Consider the following 15,036-nt stretch of genomic DNA (forward strand, 5'->3'; position numbering starts at 1 on the left):
GGCACCGTCGCCGGCGCAACGGCCACCCCCACCACCTGGTACATCGGCAGCGACGCCCAGTACCGCGCCGGCCGCGCGACCCTCATGCCCAACGAGGCCGGCCGCACGCTCTGGGAACACGAGACCGGCCGCTACCTCGTCGGCACCGGCAGCCAGTGGTTCGTCATCGGCGACAACGCGGCCTCATCCCTCGGCGGCCTGTCGCCCGCTCCGCCGGCCGCGCAGCAGTGGCAGGCCAGCATCAACCGGATCCGCAAGCGCAACGGCTGGGCGTCCCTCGCGATCAGCCCTCAACGGTCCGGCGCGAACATCGCGGCCTCGGCGACAAGCAATCTCGGCACCATCCCGACCGGCTTCCGGCCCATGGACGACTTCGAGATCGTCGGCCATGTGCCCTCGTCCGGAGCGCGCGTCACCGGCAAGGTCTTCGCCGCAACAGGGCTGATCACCCTGACGTTCTGGGGCGGCGGCATCGAGACGAACCGCTTCGCCAACCTGCAGGCCGTGTCGTGGCCGGTCAACTACTGAGGAGGGGGCTGCCGTGACGCAGTTTCATTTTGGTGGCGGCCCGGCCGACTGGGCGACCCAGGCCGTCACCGTCTCGGGCACCACCCTGCTGGCCCGCTTCAAGCCAGGCGCGAAGCTGACCTGCCACTGGTCGCAGGGCGGCGACGACCAGATCACCGACCTGGCGGACGCCAGCGGCGCACCGATCACCGACGTGGTCATCCCCGAGACCAGCGAGGTCTACGGCCCGGGACAGTGGCCACGGTTCCGGGCACCAGCACCGGTCATCTGGGTCTCAGTCGACGGCGGCCCCCGCTTCATCGTGGTCACCACCGACGTGCCGCAGCTCGCCGCGCAGGCCCGAGAGGTGGCCGACGCCGCAGTGGTAGCCGCGCAGGAGGCCGCCAGCGCGGCCCGCGAGGCCGCGAGCAACTCCGCGCTGCCCGCGCACCTGGAGGCTCCGGACCCGCACCCCGGTTACCTCGACGCCGCCCGCGGGGACGTCCGCTACCAGCAGCGCTGGCCGGAGCAGATGCCGCCGCTGACGGAGCCGATCGAGATCCTGCAGTTCACGTCGACGCCCCCCTACAACGCCGCGAACGTCCGCGAGACGTGGGTCAACCACAACGGCGTGTGGCGGATGGTCCGCTGGTCCAACGAACGCAACTACGACCGGTACGAGGTGGTCGAAGGAGCCAAGTGGGACTCCCCGATCACCATCGTGATGGCCTACGACGCGACCGGCCGCGCGATCCTGGTCCAGCGCCGCGGAGTGGACAACCAGAGAGTCAACATCGGCGGGATCGACGCCGCCGGCCGACCGGTCACCTCCGACCAGACCTGGGTCGCGATCCTGGACGTCGACCCGGACGACACCGGCGACTACGCCGCCTCCAGCACAGTCGGCCCCGCGCCACTGGGAGCCCGCTGGGACACCGACGACGTCGTGCGGCTGCAGGGCTGGGTGGCCTGCGCCGGCATCACCTCCGGAGACACGATCCTCGCCCTGCCGACCGGGTTCCTGCCGCTGTCCCGGCGTCTCCTCGCGCTGCCGACCACCACCGGGCCCGCAGTGTCGTGTGAGCTGAACGTCGCCGGCGAGCTGGTCGCCCGCGCGACCGTGGCCGGCCCGCTGGAGCTGAGCCTGGACGACGTCACATACGCCCGGGTGATCGCCGAGCAGGACACCGGCGGGTGGGAGATCTCCTACGCCGGCTCGGCCACCCCCGGCGGCACCTCGCCGCTGACGATCACCCGCACCGTCACCGCCGGCCGCTTCTACGTGCTCGCCCTGGCCCACACCACCGCTACCGGCCGGTTCACCGGCGTCACCGACTCGGCCAGCAACGCGTGGGCGCTCGACCCGGGCGGGTGGGCGCCGCAGTCCGGTGGCGTCGGCCGCCAGGTCGCGGTCTACACCTGCCAGCCGGCCGCCTCGGGCGAGATCACCATCTCCATCGCGTTCACCGGCGCCGGCACCGCCTACGCGAGTCTCTACGAGGTCGACGGCCACGACCCGGTCGCCCCGATCGACGACGTCGTCGCGGACTTCCGCTCGTCGTCGCTGACGCCGGCGCCGCTGCTGATCACCCCGTCCGGCCCGGGCCGGCTGCTCATCGGCATCTGCCAGGCCAACAACAACACGGTCAGCCAGATGACCCCATCGGCCGGCTGGACGATGCTCGGCACCCACAGCGCCGGCCCGGCCGTGGTCTACAAGGTCGATGCCCCCGTCGAGGCGCAGGGCGTGGCCTGGGAGTTCGGGGCCGCGCAGGGATCCGGCCACGCACTCATCGCCATCAAACCCGAGTAGCAGGGCCCTGATGGTCGCCCGCCGTACCTAGACCCCTCTCGCGTCACCTCGTTGCCGCCACGCCCGCGTGTGCGGCTGACCTCGCATGGGAGCAGCAGTGACAGACCCCGACCAACCGAAGGACGCGCCGCCGGACCCCGGCAACTCCGAGCCCGAGCAGTGGACGGAACCTCTCGACCAAACGGGCATCGCCGAAGTTCGCAGGCTCCTCGACGCCGAGTTCGGCCAGGAGGTGAACGTCGATGGCGGTAGCAGCTCCGGTGATCGTGCAGGAGATGGCGGACTGGACGGCTCTGGGCGGCGGTAACTCCGGCATCGTCGGCGACGGCGCCCACGGCTCAGGTTTCCACCGGGCCGCCAACGAGGTCGGCCCGGGCGACTACAGCCGACGACGCGACCCGGCCGGCGCCGACGGGCCGTACCCGAACTGGTCGTGGGCGTGCGCGGGCGACTTTCGCCACGGCGGCGACCAGGCGCTGCGGACGATGCACCGCGAGCTGCTGGCTCGGCTCATGGCCGGTGACCCGGCGCTGTCGATGGTCTGCGAGTTCATCGGTCAGCCGTGGCCGGACCGTCCCGTCTACTACTGGGCCAGGTGGGCGGGTGTCAGCGCCCTCGCTCTCTACACCGGGCGTGGCCACGATCTCTGGTCACACATCGCCTGGTATCGCAGCCGGGCCGACCAGCGGGCGAATCTGTGGGTGCCAGCGACTGGAGGAATGGACATGCTCTGCAAGAAGGGTGACCGCGGGGTGGCGGTCGAGACGCTGCAGCGGATGCTGGCGGCAGCCGGCTTCTCTCCCGGTGAGATCGACGGCCACTACTGGGACAAGACGTCGGCCGCGCTGCTGGCCTGCCGCAAGAGTCTCGGCAGCAAAGCCACCAGCGGCGACACGTACAGCCCCGCCGCCTACGAGCAGGTACACCGGGCACACGCGATTCGTAACGCCGGGCAGCCTGGCCCCCGAGGTCCGGAAGGTCCGCGCGGCCCGGCGGGCCCGAAGGGTGATCCGGCGCAGCCGGCGCAGGTCGACCACCGGCTACTGGCGCGTGAGGCAATCGGCCTGGCCGCCGAGCAACTCACCAAGCAGGGGTGACGGTGGCATCGCCGCGCCGGTGGTCCCGGGTAGCCGGCTACGCCATGATGGCCGCCGCCGGCATCGGCGCAGCCCTGTACCCCACCCCGAGCGTCCAGGAGGCCACCGGCCCGCTGGTGTACCTCTGGGCTGGCTTCCTGGTCCTCGGCGGGGTGCTGGCGGCCGCCGGCGCCATCACCGACCGATGGATCGGCGAGCACCTCGGCCTGCCGCTGCTGTGCGCCGCCCACGGCGTGTACGCCGTGGTGCTCGCCTCGGCCCTCGCTCCCGCGTCAGTGGTGGCCAGCCTGGCGCTCGGAGGGTTCGCGCTACTGCTCGCCGGACGGTGGCGAGACGTGTCGGTAGTACGGGTGGAGGCGACCCGTCGGGCCAGGTAGGGGGTGCCCGTGACCATGCCCGAAGCGATCACCGCCCTGATAGCCGGCCTGTTGGGCGGAGGCGGCATCGCATTCCTGCGGGCGCTGTTCAGCGGCGTCGGCTCGCTTCGTCAGGGCGCGCGAGCGCACGAGCGCGAGTCGGTGCGGGACCTGGCCCGGGCACGGGACAAGGCCGACAACCGCGCCGAGACAGCGGAGACCGACCGCGACTACTGGCGGCAGGTGGCCGGAGGCTACGGCTACCAGCTGAGGCTCGCCGGCGTGGAACCAATTCCGCCGGACCCCGTCCCGCCGAGCGCGCGGGACCGCAACGAACGAGTCTGAGGAGGCTCACCATGATCGCTCGTATCCGCAAGGCCGTCGTCGCCGGCGTCGGTTCCGGCGCGGCCGCGTTCGCCGCGGCGCTCGTCCAGGCCGCCACCGAGACCGGCCTCACCGACGAGGCCGTGTCCCGGTCCATCGGCCTCGGCATCGCCGCCGGCGTCAGCGTCGGCATCGCCACCTACCGCGTACCCAACCGCGCCCCGGAGCCCCGGTGAGCGGCTGGACGTGGGCCTGGCTGGCCTGGTTCGCATGGTTCTCGGTCGTCGAGGGCCTGGCCCTGGCCAACAGCAGGAAGGGCGACACCCTCAGCGAGCACGTCTGGGCGTGGTTCGGTACCCAACGGCGTCAGCCGGGCGAGCCGGAGCGCCCTCGCTCCGGCTGGACACAGGCCAGGCGCGTACTGCTACTGGCGTTCATGGCCTGGCTGTCGGTGCACTTCCTGACCGGCGGATGGGCGTGACACCGCCCCGATAGGATCGTCGACGCGGTGCCGCCGCTGACGTCTCGGCGGGACCGACCATCATGCCGAAGGGCCCCGCTCTCCCTAGGGAGAGCGGGGCCCTTTCGTCGTGGGTCAGAAGGTGTCGGCCGTGCAGGTAACGACCGCGAACTCACCTTCGGAGGCGTTCTCCTTGACCACCTCACCGTCGACGGTGATCTTGCACTTGATCTTGCTGGAGCCCTTCGACTGAGCCACGATCGTCGGGATGATGATGGCCTCCTTCGACGTCAGCTCCTTCTTCCAGGGAAGCTTCGCGCCGTTGTCCTGCGACTGGTCGGCGCCGAGGCCGTAGGTTACGTCGGCAGTCTTCGGCCCGGTCACCTCCAGGATGACCTTCTTCTCGCCCTTCTTGTCCGCAGCTCCGGCCGCCTGGTCCTGGGCCCCGGGCCCAGCCGTGTCACTCTCTCCGGCGCCGCAAGCGATGGCCATTAGGGCGAGCACAGCAACGCCCGCGGTGGTGATCTTCGTACGCAAGGGGATCTCCTCGAATCGCCTCGCTCCGGAGGGGGCCCGGAGCGGCAAAGGCCCGAAGGTATGGGCGCCAAGTCCACTACGGAACATGACTGTCGCCCAGCCGATAGTGATCGTGTCCGCATCGGCGAGCGAGGTGTGAACCATCGGTCAGCTCGCTGCCGCGATCCGCTCGGCCCGCACGTCCCGGATCGCGCGCTTGGCCGTCGCCTCGGACACCTCGAGATCGTCCATCACCTGCCGCACGATCTCCATGTACGGGTGGCCACGGTCGAGCATCCGGCCGATGACCTTCTCGGCAGTCTCCGGCTCCTCGTCGACCAGCTCCAGGTCGAGGTCCTCGTCCCGTTCCGGGGCCGGGCCGGTGGCGCGTACCCGGCGGCCGTCGCGTTCGACGATCCGCCCCCACCAGCCGGTGTCACGGCCGGTGTCATCGGTGTCAGACACCGGCTTGACCTGCGGTTTGACACCAGGATCGGTGTCGGTGTCCTCGGTGGGGGAGGGGAGGCCGCCGCGCTTCTCCAGCCACCCGTAGTGGATGGTCGCCCCAGCGATGTAGAGAACGGCGACGACGAGCAGGGCGACCGGGCCACCCCAACCTCGGGTTGCCTCAGCAGCAGCAAGGGTCAGCATCAGGCGGCTCCGAACAGGAGGGCCGGCAGCGGTGCAACCAGCCAGGTGAGTAGGTCGATCGATCCCCGGGTCAGGTCACCGACCAGGCCGCCCGGCAGGTCGGACAACATGCCGAGGAGGATCGCGGCGATCCACAGCCGGGTGTTGATCCGGTAGAGCGGGCTCTGCGGGAACGTGAGAGTGGCGAATCGGCCGAGCTTCTTGCTGGCCTTGACCGGCAGGAGGCAGCCGATCGTGTAGATCCACAGCAGGCCGACGAGGGCGCCGAGGATCGCGTTGATGGAGGCGCCCGCGATGTAGGCGCCGCCGGTGGCGTCGAGGAGCTTCTCGATGAAGGCGGTGGCGGTGCCGACGGTCCACTGGTCGAGTGGCGACTCGTTGAAGCCCTCGTAAATCGCGGGGACGGCGAGGAAGAACGCCAGCCGGTCCCTGAGCGAGTTCGGCCCGACGCTCATGTAGTCGACGACCAGGGCGAGCAGCAGCAGCACGGCTACGGCGGTCGGGGACATGGTGTGCTCCACGGTCAGGCCCCCGTCCAGTCGAGGATCTTGACGCCGGTGGCGGCGTCCCTGACTTCCAACCTCGGCGAGTCCATCGGTTCGTTGGCGTCCAGGGCCGCCCGGGTGAGCGTCTGGAGCTGCTGGCTGAGGATGCTCGCGTACCCGGGGATGGACAGGTCGAGGATCACGACGTGTCGCCGGTCGTGGAGGACCTCGTACTGGCCGTCGAAGATGTGCAGCCGGTAGGGCAGAGCGGCCATCAGGCGTCCATCTCCTGGTGCGCGAGGACGGGGAAGAGGCCGAGGCCGAGGAGCACCATGGCGCCCGCTGCGGCCCAGGCGATGCCGGTCTCGCCGGCCAGGATGGCGGCCAGCGCGGCGACGAGGGCGCCGAGGACCGCGCTGGCCAGGGTGAGGGCGATGGGCGTCCAGGGCACATAGCGGGCCGGGAGGACGACCGGGTCGATGCGGGCGGCGCGCATCTCGGCGACGCGGGTGGCGACTGCGGGCAGGTCAGTCGCGGGCACGGTGACGGTGCGGCCGGCGAGTGCCCGCGCGGGCGAGTCGGGCGGCACGGTGCCGCGGATCAGGTGGGGCATGATGAGTGTCTCCTCTGGGAGGTGCGGGGCCCGGCCGTGCTGTAGGAGGCTTGGGCCGGGCCCCGCGATACGGGTGCTCAGTCGGTGAAGATGACGCCTTCGGCGAGGCGCTGCCGGTCGTCGGCAGCCCAGCCGTGGATCTCGCCCTGAACGTCGGGCGGCAGCGCCCGGAACGCACGACGGCTCTCGTCATCGCGGCCGGACCGCTCGACTACCAGCCGGCCCACGATGTTGAGGAAGTCCTGTCGGGTTGCCTTGCGGGACTTCGGCATCGCTCACTCCTGGGTGGTCTTGGTCCGCTCAGCGCGGACCAGGTTGATAGCGGTCTGTGAGTCCTCGTGGTTGGTCCATCCCATGACCGGCATGACGGTCCGGCGGCCCGGGACCTGGTCCGGGTACTGCTCGCGCAGGGCCTGGACCATGGCGCGCACCCGGGGCGGCACCTCGCCCGCCGGGGCGGGGCTGACGGGCTGGACCTGGGCCACCCGGACGGTGGCCCGCTGGGCCGGCGCGGGGCGGACGGCGGGGATGGTCCCGCTGCTCGGCGTCTGGTCCGGGCTGCCGGTCTGGGCTGGTCCGGCTCCCTGGTCCGCTTGGGTGGCCGGCGGCTGGTCCACCTCGCTGGTGGCGGTCTGTCCGGTCGGCTGGTCCAGGCTGGTCCGGTGCTGGGCGATCCAGGCCGCAGGCGGGTGGTCCGGGATCTGGTCCGCGATCGAGGTAGGCATCCGGACCCAGCCGACATCCCGCATCTGGTCCACCTGGCGGCCCAGGTCGGTGGTGACCATCCGCGCCGACAGTAGAAGTTCATTCATCGCCCGTCGCTCAGACTCGGTCGGCCGGGTGTCGTCGCGGAACAACTCGGTCTCGATGCTCAGCACCCGGCGCAGTTGCTCCCGAGCTGCCCGGACGGTGGCAGCGTCGGCCTCTTTGGTCAGCTCCTGGAGGTGGCGGAGGGCCGAGGCGAGCGGGTCCTGGCGGCGCCACGGCCACCGTGACGTCTCGGCGGGCGCGTCGCCGCGCAGCTTCGCGGCCTGCTGCTGCACGTACAGCTCCATCCCGGCGTTGACCAGAGCAGCAATGCGCCGCCGCGAGAACACGTCGCTGAGGTCGTCGACCGCGCCCGGCTTCTTGAGTCCCCACCGGACCAGCAGGCGGTCCGGGGTCCAGATCCAGTTGGACTCCTGGCGCTTTCCGGTCCGCGCCCGGTGGGCCTGCAACTTCTGGGTCCAGAGGGCAGCGGCGACCAGCGGGCTGAAGAAGCGGAAGAACCAGGTGGCCAGGTTGCCGCCAGCGAAGCTGACGGTGACCGAGGCGGCGGCCGACAGCCCCCAGATGATCAGGAGGTTGCTGCCGATCCGGGCGGCCGCGTTCTCGCGGAGCTTGCGTAGAGCCGCCGCCCCCTGCGAGTAGATGACCACGTCGTATGCCGCGAACATGGCCACGGCCAGCAGGGGCGGGACGCCCATCTTGAAGCGCACGACCTCCCACATGCCTTCGGTGGTAACCACCAGGAACAGCAGAACGCCGAGGTTGGCGGCGATCTCGTCGTGCTCGTGCCGCTTGACGAACTTGCGGAACGTGTAGACCGCAATGAGCGCGCCGACCGCACCGGCGCCGGCGGCGACGAGAGAGGCGTACGCCGCGACCACCTCGGCGGTCGCGGCGTACGCGTCCTGGAGCGGCTGGGGGATCTGCATGCCCGGAATCATGACACAAGGTTGCTAGGGTTGCCAATGTTGCTAGGGTTGCGGCATGTCGCCCCCTACCGCTACTGCCCATGCGCCCCCGCGTCTGCGATCATCAGGAGACTCGCCAGGGTTGCGAGGGTCGACAGAGAGGGCGGACGTGGCAGCGGAGTGGCTCACCGTGCAGCAGGTGATGGACGCGGTTCGGGCCGCCGGCTACCCAGACAAGATCGACACCCTCCGCCGCAGGATCGACGGCGGGCACTTCGGCGAGCAGGGCAAGGACTGGTATCGCACCGAGTCCGGATACCGCATGGTCGCCCCTGCAGCCGTGGAGGCGTTCCTCCGGCGCCGGCAGGAAGCCCAGCAGCCGCCCTCCTGACCTCCTCACCGCGACGCCCCACCAGCCCCATCGGGCGGTGGGGCATTCTGCGTCTCGCAGGTCAGCGCGCGTGCGGCGGGGTCCACAGGTGCTGGCCCTCCAACCGCAGGTACGCGTACGCGGTGGCCAGCGGCCAGCACTTCCACGGGCAGTTGCAGATCGGGCACCAGTCGGGCCGGTCCGTGGTGGGCCAGTGGTCGGTGATGATGACGCGGGCTGCGAGGACCAGCCGGGCGCGGATCCGGGCGATCTCATCCACCGCGGGCTGCCTCCAGCCACCGCGCCTCGGCGTCGGCCATGACCGGTGCGGCCCAGTCCAGCTCGGGGCAGCCGTCGGTCTTGCAGGCGCGGCAGCGTCCGTCCCGGTGCCGGGCCATCACCACGGCGGCCAACTGCTCGACGTCCGGCGCGGGCTCGTCGTGCATCGCAGCCTCCCGGGAGGTCGGTCCCGGCGGCCGGGCACCCCTGCACCGGCCGCCGGTCTTTCCGACACGACGACGGGCCCGCCTCCTGCCATGGAAAAGGCCCTGCCTGTCGCGGTGAGGGCCGCGCCATGCACCACGGGGGCAGCGCACGGTAGCCGACAACTCACAATCTGACTTTCGGTTGTAGATCGGCGATCAACCAGGTGCGCCTACGACCAGTTGCCAGCCAGTGCGCTATCACTGGTACGCCACGTACCAGTTACGGTGTGCAGCCCACCAGTGCGGCCAGCCCGGCCAGCTCGGTCGACATTGCTCGGCGACGGCCCTCAGCGATCTGCCGCACGATGTCTCGCGCGTATCGCTGATGTCGCAGCCAGGCCGGAGCGCGCTCTTGAAGCTGGAGCAGCACCGCGGTGGCGTCGGCGTACTGGCGCTGCTCGGCATGTGCCCACGCCACGTCCAGGCGGTGACGCTGCCAACTCGACCCGACGGGCGTCGGGCCGGACGGGACCACCTCAGCCAGGGAGAGCACGCGGCCGGGGTCACCGGCCACTGCGGCGTTCTCCACGCGCTGCATCTGTACCCTCGCCGAGCCGAATCCGCCGACCATCATCAGGTGCTCACTATCGGGGGCCCGCTCACCGATCCGGACCGCCGCGGCGGCGGCCGCGTCGACCAGGTCGGCGGCGACGTCTGGGCGGTTGTCGCGGGCGTACGCGGCGGCGGCACCCATGGCCAGCCAACCCCAGGCGGCCAGCTCCGCCGGAGTGGCCCGGGAGAAGCGAGGCTCGATCTGGTCGGCGGTGCGCGTGGCCAGCTCGGCCGCCTCGGCGAGTCGACCCTGCCGCATCAGTAGCCAGCACATGCCCTGCACGACGGTGGCGGCCACCACCTGGTCCCCGGCGTCCTCGGCGGCGTCGAGCGCGGCGGTGAGCGCGGTCTGGGCGAGGTCGCCGGCCCGTAGCTGGATCAGCAGGTTGCCGCTGAGGTGAAGGGTGCGGGCGACGAGCACCAGCGCGGCCGGGCGGGTGCTGTCGGTGGCCAGTCCGGCGGCGGCCCGGACGCCGAGCAGGAGCGGTGGCAGCGAACTGAGCGCGGTCGCGTAGTCGTTGGCCTGGTACGCCCGATCGGCGGCGTGTAGCCGGCGGCGCAGCACCTCGGGTGCGGGCGGCTCGCCCGGCGGTGCGGCGAGGGTGGTGCCACCGAGGCCGCGGACCGGCGCGACGGCGCGGCGGATCTCCGCGAGGGAGAGAGGCCGGTGGTCGGGCTCGGCGCGGGCGGCGGCCTCGGCCTGGTCTCCGATCAGCGCGCTGGTGGGCAGGCCGAGGGCACGTGCGAGTGCGTGCAGCGTGTCCATGCGGGCGCTCTTGCGGACGCCTTGCTCCAGCTTGCGGATGGTCTCGACGCTGATCCCGGAGCGTTCGGCGAGCTGCTCCTGGGTGAGGCTGGCGCGTTGGCGGTGATCGGCGAGGATCTGGCCGGTGGTTCGGGTCATGGCAGGACTCCCAGGTAGCGGTCTGGGCGGCGGCCTGCCGACCGCTACAACCGGCAGGTCCGCCGTGTTCGACGGTACCGGTTGCTGGTGGTCATGGTGAGGATCCGGGGATCCCAGGATCCCAGGTACCTATGTGGATAGCCACTTCGTACCGTTCGGGGATGATCGACTTTGGCGCGGAGCGGGCTGTCTACCAGCAGCTTGCTGACTTGCTGCGCACGTCGATAGAGGCTGGGGAAATCCCGCCAGGGAGTCTCCTGCCGTCCAGTAAGCGGCTGGAACAGACCTACGGGGTGAGTCGGGAGACCGTGCGGCGGGCGCTCGCGGTGCTTCGTGGGGAAGGGCTGGTAGTCACCGAGTCCGGCTACGGTACGCGGGTGCTGGTGGCCGAGGAGCGCAGGCGGGTGACTGTGCCGCGCGGGGCGACGGCGGTGAGCGTGCCGGCGTCTCGGGAGCAGCGGGACCGGTTTGGCCTGGCGGTGGGTGAGCATGTGCTGGTGGTGTCGTTGGGTGGCCGGGTCGTGGCGGAGCATCCGGCGAGCACGACGGAGCTGTCTTTCCGGTAACAAGATCGTCGATCTTGCCTCGCGCGCGAATCGTTCGGCGAGGCGGAACGTCACGGTTGCCAAGTGCAATTTCCATATAGCGCAAAGTAGGCTTCCTGCTAATCCCATCGAAATATGCGAACTGCTCACCTTCCGGACGCCGGACGATCGCACCGTAGGTGCGCGATCCCGTCTCATCAGCCACTATGGCCCCTCCGGTCTCATCACCGGGACCGTGGAGATCGCCACCGTGGGGGAGGCGACCACCAGGGCGCACTCTTGCCCATACGCCGCCTCGTGGGTCCCCTCGGCACTGATCTCACCGCACCGATGCGAGGAGCTGCCCCATGCACCACCGACCGCTGATCATCGCCGGCTGCGCCACAGGCACACTGGCCGTGATCCTGCTCGCCTGGCTCGTCTACCACGGCGTCCGCGCTGATGGGCCGGTGACGATCCGCATCGCCGTCCTCGCCACTGCGGACGTGATGCTCGGGATGGCCAGCCTGGGGCTGCTCGGTCATGCTGCAGCCCGGGCCCGCGGGTATGTCGACGGTGTGCGGGAGACCGTCGACCGGCTCGCGGCTGCCCTGCGGGATCGGCCGGCCAGCGAGAGTCGCTGACCTCGCTGTCCCCACAGTGTCCCCACACGTAGAGAAACGCCCCGCCGGATGATCTCCGGTGGGGCGTTTTCCCTGTATAGCCCGGCGAAAGGCTATGTGGCCAGGGGCGGGGTCGAACCGCCGACCTTCCGATTTTCAGTCGGACCAAGCTCGTACCAACTGAGCTACCTGGCCGTGGTGCTCGGCTCATGCTACCCGGCCCACCGGCTTCCCGTCGGGAGGGTCACATGCCCCGATACGCAGAACGCCGCGCGAGGTGCGCGGCGTCAGCGCTTGCGGTCCTGACGGGACTTGAACCCGCGACCTCCGCCTTGACAGGGCGGCGAGCACTCCAACTGCTCCACAGGACCTAGCTGGTGTTGCATTCGACCGAGGTCGAACCGTGCCCCCAACGGGATTCGAACCCGTGCTACCGCCTTGAAAGGGCGGCGTCCTGGGCCGCTAGACGATGAGGGCGGCCCCGCTATCATTGCACATTCGCAACGTGAGCGGACTTGCTCCCATCCGGCCCCGCCGGAGGCTTGGAAAGCATACGTGATGTCTCACCGGTCGGCCAAACCGGTATGGCTACAGCCACAACGTCTCGTAAAACGGCAGCTCAGAGCGGGTCTAGTCGAGCTTGGTGATGCCGAGGTCGCGCTTCAGGGCGGCGATCACCCTGGTGCAGGCGGCGAGCGTGGCGGCCCGATTGCCGCCTCCGTCGTGCAGCAGCACCACCGCACCGGGCTTGGCGGCACGCTTCACCCGCTTCGCGATCGTGGCGGCGGTCGGCTTGGCCCAGTCCTGCGGGTCCACCGTCCAGTGCAGCGACCGCATGTCCAGCTTCTTGGCGACCCGGACCACTTCGGCGGTCCATCGGCCGCCGGGCTGGCGGTAGAACGGGATCTCCGCGTCGGGTACCGCCCGCCGGATCTCCTTGTTCGTCCGGACCAGGTCGGCGCGGATCTCGGCGACCGGACGCCGGGCCAGGTCGAGATCGTGGTTCCAACTGTGGTTGCAGAGCTGGTGCCCCTCCTGCACGATCCGCCGGAGCAGGTCCGGGTGCTTGCGGACCTGGCTGCCGACCACACAGAAGGTGGCGGTGACCCCGGCCTTCTCAAGTCGGTCGAGCACCTTGGGCGTCCAGGTCGGATCGGGTCCGTCGTCGAAGGTGAGCGCCACCCCCTCGGCCCCGGTGCTGCGGACCAGCCCGGCCGGCAGCTTCGCCGGCAGTGCCCGCAGCGGGGGCTTGGTCGGGGCCAGCGTCGGCGACGGCGACGGTGACGGCTCCGGCGGCAGGGCGGCCGACGGAGGAGGGCTGGACGGTGCGGTCGCCTGGGGCGAGTCGCCGCCACTGCCGCAGCCGGTGACCAGCAGGACCAGGCTCGTGACACACGCGAGCAGGACACGGGTACGCATCGTTCGCTCCCGAGAGGGGTTCGGGTTCGGCGGACTGCCCGACGCTAGTTCACCCGTTTTGAGTGGACAAACGCCGGGTCAGGGTGCCGCCGCTTTCCGTGCCGGCCGAAAGCCCCAAACATGCATGGATGCGTGCGAAGGCACCCGAAATTTCGATCAGGACGCGGCCGGACGGTCGAGCGAGTCGCGTACGGCGACGACGAGCGAGACCGCCTCGGTCAGGTCGACCGGACGGACCACCCCCGCCGGCAGGCTCTCGGCGAGCCACCCCGGCCCGGCCGCGAGGACCAGCAGGGGTCGACGGGGCACGGTGAGCAGGGCACACAGTTGGGCGGGATCGGCCGTGGCCCGGGTGTGTGACCAGACCACCACGGCGGCCGGTCCGGTCCGGTCGATCGCGTCCAGCAGTGCCGCCACCGGGACCCGGGCACCGAGCATCCGGTGCCCGACGCCGGCCTCGGACAACGCGGCGGCCAGCGCCTCCAGGGGCAGGCTGTGCTGCTCCTCGTCGGCGCAGGAGAGCAGGATGCGCGGCGCCCCGAGGATGGGGCGGCCGGCCGCCGCCGTGGCGAACGCCGCCGAGACGCAGCGCGAGACCAGATGCTCCACCTCGATCAGCGCGGCGGTCGCGGCGTGCCGCTGCCCGATGCCGGCGAGCACCGGGCGCAGTAGCCGGTCCCAGGTGCCGATCACGCCCTCGGTGGCCAGACTGCGGGTGATCGCCTCAGTGATCGCGACCGAGTCCAGTCGCATCGCGGCGCGGGCCAGGCCACGCGCTGCCGGACCGGCGCGACCCACCGGAATGGTGTTGCCACCGCCGTCCCGTGCGGTCCTCGACCGGGCGATGCCGCCCGCCGCCGTGGTCGGGGTCTGCCGGGCCCATCGCGCCGCCTCCGCCGGGCTGACCCCCTCGCCGGTGAGCCGTCGCATGATCTCCAGCCGGGCCAGGTCGGCCGCGGTGTAGCGGCGGTGGTGCCCGGGTACGTGCTCGCTGGGCCCGAGGCCGTAGCGCTGGTGCCAGGTGCGCAGCGTGGTCACCGCGACGCCGAGTCGCCGGGCGACCGCCCCCGCGCTCAGTGCCTCATCGGCCACCCGACCGCTCCGACCCGTCGCCGGCCGAGGCCGAGGGGTGCAGCAGGCGGTCCACCACGCCGGCCAGCCACGGCGCGTACGCGTCGGGGTCGCGGTCGAGCTCGGTGGTCAGCGCCGCAGGGTCGACCCAGCGCAGCTCGGCGACCTCGGCAGGCTCGGGTGTCAGTGGGGTGTCCGGCGAGAACTCGCCGCGCAGGACGTGGTCGTACTCCACCTCGACCCGACCGGTGGCCGGGTCCTCGGCGCGGTACACGTGCACCCCGACCTCGGTCAGCGTCACCGGACCGACGCCGAGTTCCTCGTGCAACCGACGGTTGGCGGACTCGGCCACGTCCTCGCCGGGCTGCGGGTGGCCGCAGCACGTGTTGGCCCAGCGCAGCGGGAACCGGGTCTTCGTCGCGGCCCGGCGCTGGAGCAGGATCCGGCCGTCCGGCGAGACGAGCAGCACCGAGAAGGCGCGGTGCAGTCGACCGGGGGTCTGGTGGGCGGCGGCCACGGTGGCCGACCCGGTCCGTCGGCCCGCCTCGTCGACCAGCTCGACCAGGTGGGCTTCCCGAGACAGTGACATC

Annotated in this window: 23 protein-coding genes and 3 tRNA genes; 10 read left to right on the forward strand and 16 right to left on the reverse strand. The window is 71.1% G+C overall.

Annotation, left to right across the window (positions count from 1 at the left end; all coding sequences use genetic code 11):
• Nucleotides 1-84 precede the first annotated feature (84 nt).
• The 7 genes from ACQVFL_RS00005 (at nucleotide 85) to ACQVFL_RS00035 (ending at nucleotide 4,578) form a co-directional block, all read left to right on the forward strand.
• A complete protein-coding gene (locus ACQVFL_RS00005) occupies nucleotides 85-528 on the forward strand; it encodes a hypothetical protein (protein WP_431728248.1) in 444 nt (147 codons plus the stop codon).
• Nucleotides 529-541: 13 nt separating this feature from the next.
• On the forward strand, nucleotides 542-2,320 hold the full coding sequence (locus ACQVFL_RS00010) for a hypothetical protein (protein ID WP_431728249.1): 1,779 nt from the start codon (nucleotides 542-544) through the stop codon (nucleotides 2,318-2,320).
• A 242-nt stretch (nucleotides 2,321-2,562) separates the two neighbouring features.
• Entirely contained in the window at nucleotides 2,563-3,417 is an 855-nt protein-coding gene (locus tag ACQVFL_RS00015; protein WP_431728250.1) for a peptidoglycan-binding protein, read from the forward strand.
• 2 nt (nucleotides 3,418-3,419) lie between these two features.
• Nucleotides 3,420-3,794: a hypothetical protein gene (locus ACQVFL_RS00020; RefSeq protein ID WP_431728251.1), complete on the forward strand. Its 375-nt coding sequence runs from the start codon at nucleotides 3,420-3,422 to the stop codon at nucleotides 3,792-3,794.
• A 9-nt stretch (nucleotides 3,795-3,803) separates the two neighbouring features.
• The gene (locus ACQVFL_RS00025; RefSeq protein WP_431728252.1) at nucleotides 3,804-4,118 is read left to right on the forward strand and encodes a hypothetical protein; all 315 of its coding nucleotides are present in this window, start codon (nucleotides 3,804-3,806) and stop codon (nucleotides 4,116-4,118) included.
• A gap of 11 nt (nucleotides 4,119-4,129) precedes the next feature.
• Complete coding sequence (locus tag ACQVFL_RS00030) at nucleotides 4,130-4,333, forward strand: hypothetical protein (RefSeq protein WP_431728253.1); 204 nt, start codon at nucleotides 4,130-4,132, stop codon at nucleotides 4,331-4,333.
• A complete protein-coding gene (locus tag ACQVFL_RS00035; protein WP_431728254.1) occupies nucleotides 4,330-4,578 on the forward strand; it encodes a hypothetical protein in 249 nt (82 codons plus the stop codon). Before ACQVFL_RS00030 ends, ACQVFL_RS00035 begins: the two co-directional genes overlap by 4 nt.
• Before the next feature lie 114 nt (nucleotides 4,579-4,692).
• Here ACQVFL_RS00035 and ACQVFL_RS00040 read toward each other — a convergent pair whose 3' ends face one another.
• From ACQVFL_RS00040 to ACQVFL_RS00070, 7 genes are all read right to left on the reverse strand, one after another.
• Nucleotides 4,693-5,094 (reverse strand): MmpS family transport accessory protein, encoded by a 402-nt coding sequence (locus ACQVFL_RS00040; protein WP_431728255.1) that lies wholly within the window; start codon nucleotides 5,092-5,094, stop codon nucleotides 4,693-4,695.
• A gap of 147 nt (nucleotides 5,095-5,241) precedes the next feature.
• A complete protein-coding gene (locus ACQVFL_RS00045; protein WP_431728256.1) occupies nucleotides 5,242-5,724 on the reverse strand; it encodes a hypothetical protein in 483 nt (160 codons plus the stop codon).
• Nucleotides 5,724-6,233, reverse strand: a complete 510-nt coding sequence (locus tag ACQVFL_RS00050) for a hypothetical protein (RefSeq protein ID WP_387261538.1) — start codon at nucleotides 6,231-6,233, stop codon at nucleotides 5,724-5,726. Before ACQVFL_RS00050 ends, ACQVFL_RS00045 begins: the two co-directional genes overlap by 1 nt.
• 14 nt (nucleotides 6,234-6,247) lie before the next feature.
• On the reverse strand, nucleotides 6,248-6,484 hold the full coding sequence (locus ACQVFL_RS00055; protein WP_431728257.1) for a hypothetical protein: 237 nt from the start codon (nucleotides 6,482-6,484) through the stop codon (nucleotides 6,248-6,250).
• Nucleotides 6,484-6,822 carry a hypothetical protein gene (locus ACQVFL_RS00060; RefSeq protein ID WP_431728258.1) on the reverse strand — a complete coding sequence of 113 codons (339 nt, stop codon included), beginning with the start codon at nucleotides 6,820-6,822 and terminating at the stop codon, nucleotides 6,484-6,486. The genes ACQVFL_RS00055 and ACQVFL_RS00060 overlap by 1 nt, the downstream gene beginning before the upstream one ends.
• A gap of 77 nt (nucleotides 6,823-6,899) precedes the next feature.
• A complete protein-coding gene (locus tag ACQVFL_RS00065) occupies nucleotides 6,900-7,094 on the reverse strand; it encodes a hypothetical protein (protein ID WP_431728259.1) in 195 nt (64 codons plus the stop codon).
• Between the two features lie 3 nt (nucleotides 7,095-7,097).
• Nucleotides 7,098-8,519 (reverse strand): hypothetical protein, encoded by a 1,422-nt coding sequence (locus ACQVFL_RS00070; RefSeq protein WP_431728260.1) that lies wholly within the window; start codon nucleotides 8,517-8,519, stop codon nucleotides 7,098-7,100.
• A 148-nt stretch (nucleotides 8,520-8,667) separates the two neighbouring features.
• Between ACQVFL_RS00070 and ACQVFL_RS00075 the strand changes: the two genes are divergently transcribed.
• Nucleotides 8,668-8,889 carry a hypothetical protein gene (locus ACQVFL_RS00075; RefSeq protein ID WP_431728261.1) on the forward strand — a complete coding sequence of 74 codons (222 nt, stop codon included), beginning with the start codon at nucleotides 8,668-8,670 and terminating at the stop codon, nucleotides 8,887-8,889.
• Nucleotides 8,890-8,950: 61 nt separating this feature from the next.
• Here the strand turns inward: ACQVFL_RS00075 and ACQVFL_RS00080 are convergent, their stop codons facing one another.
• The 3 genes from ACQVFL_RS00080 to ACQVFL_RS00090 form a co-directional block, all read right to left on the reverse strand.
• On the reverse strand, nucleotides 8,951-9,148 hold the full coding sequence (locus tag ACQVFL_RS00080) for a hypothetical protein (RefSeq protein ID WP_431728262.1): 198 nt from the start codon (nucleotides 9,146-9,148) through the stop codon (nucleotides 8,951-8,953).
• The gene (locus ACQVFL_RS00085; protein WP_431728263.1) at nucleotides 9,141-9,314 is read right to left on the reverse strand and encodes a hypothetical protein; all 174 of its coding nucleotides are present in this window, start codon (nucleotides 9,312-9,314) and stop codon (nucleotides 9,141-9,143) included. Before ACQVFL_RS00085 ends, ACQVFL_RS00080 begins: the two co-directional genes overlap by 8 nt.
• 259 nt (nucleotides 9,315-9,573) lie before the next feature.
• A complete protein-coding gene (locus tag ACQVFL_RS00090; protein WP_431728264.1) occupies nucleotides 9,574-10,809 on the reverse strand; it encodes a helix-turn-helix domain-containing protein in 1,236 nt (411 codons plus the stop codon).
• 161 nt (nucleotides 10,810-10,970) lie between these two features.
• Between ACQVFL_RS00090 and ACQVFL_RS00095 the strand changes: the two genes are divergently transcribed.
• Both ACQVFL_RS00095 and ACQVFL_RS00100 read left to right on the forward strand, forming a co-directional pair.
• Nucleotides 10,971-11,375, forward strand: coding sequence for a GntR family transcriptional regulator (locus ACQVFL_RS00095; protein WP_431728265.1), 405 nt, complete (start codon nucleotides 10,971-10,973; stop codon nucleotides 11,373-11,375).
• Between the two features lie 326 nt (nucleotides 11,376-11,701).
• Entirely contained in the window at nucleotides 11,702-11,977 is a 276-nt protein-coding gene (locus ACQVFL_RS00100; protein ID WP_431728266.1) for a hypothetical protein, read from the forward strand.
• Between the two features lie 97 nt (nucleotides 11,978-12,074).
• On the opposite strand, the gene ACQVFL_RS00105 is transcribed toward ACQVFL_RS00100, so the two are convergent.
• The 6 genes from ACQVFL_RS00105 to idi form a co-directional block, all read right to left on the reverse strand.
• A tRNA-Phe gene (locus ACQVFL_RS00105) sits at nucleotides 12,075-12,151 on the reverse strand.
• A 102-nt stretch (nucleotides 12,152-12,253) separates the two neighbouring features.
• Nucleotides 12,254-12,327: transfer RNA gene (locus tag ACQVFL_RS00110), tRNA-Asp, on the reverse strand.
• Between the two features lie 33 nt (nucleotides 12,328-12,360).
• Nucleotides 12,361-12,433: transfer RNA gene (locus tag ACQVFL_RS00115), tRNA-Glu, on the reverse strand.
• 153 nt (nucleotides 12,434-12,586) lie between these two features.
• Nucleotides 12,587-13,375 (reverse strand): polysaccharide deacetylase family protein, encoded by a 789-nt coding sequence (locus ACQVFL_RS00120; RefSeq protein WP_396691934.1) that lies wholly within the window; start codon nucleotides 13,373-13,375, stop codon nucleotides 12,587-12,589.
• 156 nt (nucleotides 13,376-13,531) lie between these two features.
• Nucleotides 13,532-14,467 (reverse strand): MerR family transcriptional regulator, encoded by a 936-nt coding sequence (locus ACQVFL_RS00125; protein WP_396691935.1) that lies wholly within the window; start codon nucleotides 14,465-14,467, stop codon nucleotides 13,532-13,534.
• Entirely contained in the window at nucleotides 14,457-15,035 is a 579-nt protein-coding gene (gene idi / locus ACQVFL_RS00130) for an isopentenyl-diphosphate Delta-isomerase (protein ID WP_396691936.1), read from the reverse strand. The genes ACQVFL_RS00125 and idi overlap by 11 nt, the downstream gene beginning before the upstream one ends.
• Between the last annotated feature and the right edge of the window lies 1 nt (nucleotide 15,036).

Origin of the sequence: Verrucosispora sp. TAA-831 (assembly GCF_050780145.1) — a bacterium.
Classification (GTDB): Bacteria; Actinomycetota; Actinomycetes; order Mycobacteriales; family Micromonosporaceae; genus Micromonospora.

Bases quoted from the DNA above. Each gene is read 5' to 3' on its own strand.
- ACQVFL_RS00060 (WP_431728258.1), bottom strand. From the start codon at position 6,822: ATGCCCCACCTGATCCGCGGCACCGTGCCGCCCGACTCGCCCGCGCGG.
- ACQVFL_RS00085 (WP_431728263.1), bottom strand. From the start codon at position 9,314: ATGCACGACGAGCCCGCGCCGGACGTCGAGCAGTTGGCCGCCGTGGTG.
- ACQVFL_RS00055 (WP_431728257.1), bottom strand. From the start codon at position 6,484: ATGGCCGCTCTGCCCTACCGGCTGCACATCTTCGACGGCCAGTACGAG.
- ACQVFL_RS00100 (WP_431728266.1), top strand. From the start codon at position 11,702: ATGCACCACCGACCGCTGATCATCGCCGGCTGCGCCACAGGCACACTG.
- ACQVFL_RS00045 (WP_431728256.1), bottom strand. From the start codon at position 5,724: ATGCTGACCCTTGCTGCTGCTGAGGCAACCCGAGGTTGGGGTGGCCCG.
- ACQVFL_RS00070 (WP_431728260.1), bottom strand. From the start codon at position 8,519: ATGCAGATCCCCCAGCCGCTCCAGGACGCGTACGCCGCGACCGCCGAG.
- ACQVFL_RS00120 (WP_396691934.1), bottom strand. From the start codon at position 13,375: ATGCGTACCCGTGTCCTGCTCGCGTGTGTCACGAGCCTGGTCCTGCTG.
- ACQVFL_RS00095 (WP_431728265.1), top strand. From the start codon at position 10,971: ATGATCGACTTTGGCGCGGAGCGGGCTGTCTACCAGCAGCTTGCTGAC.
- ACQVFL_RS00065 (WP_431728259.1), bottom strand. From the start codon at position 7,094: ATGCCGAAGTCCCGCAAGGCAACCCGACAGGACTTCCTCAACATCGTG.
- ACQVFL_RS00090 (WP_431728264.1), bottom strand. From the start codon at position 10,809: ATGACCCGAACCACCGGCCAGATCCTCGCCGATCACCGCCAACGCGCC.
- ACQVFL_RS00030 (WP_431728253.1), top strand. From the start codon at position 4,130: ATGATCGCTCGTATCCGCAAGGCCGTCGTCGCCGGCGTCGGTTCCGGC.
- ACQVFL_RS00005 (WP_431728248.1), top strand. From the start codon at position 85: ATGCCCAACGAGGCCGGCCGCACGCTCTGGGAACACGAGACCGGCCGC.
- ACQVFL_RS00015 (WP_431728250.1), top strand. From the start codon at position 2,563: ATGGCGGTAGCAGCTCCGGTGATCGTGCAGGAGATGGCGGACTGGACG.
- ACQVFL_RS00050 (WP_387261538.1), bottom strand. From the start codon at position 6,233: ATGTCCCCGACCGCCGTAGCCGTGCTGCTGCTGCTCGCCCTGGTCGTC.
- idi (WP_396691936.1), bottom strand. From the start codon at position 15,035: ATGTCACTGTCTCGGGAAGCCCACCTGGTCGAGCTGGTCGACGAGGCG.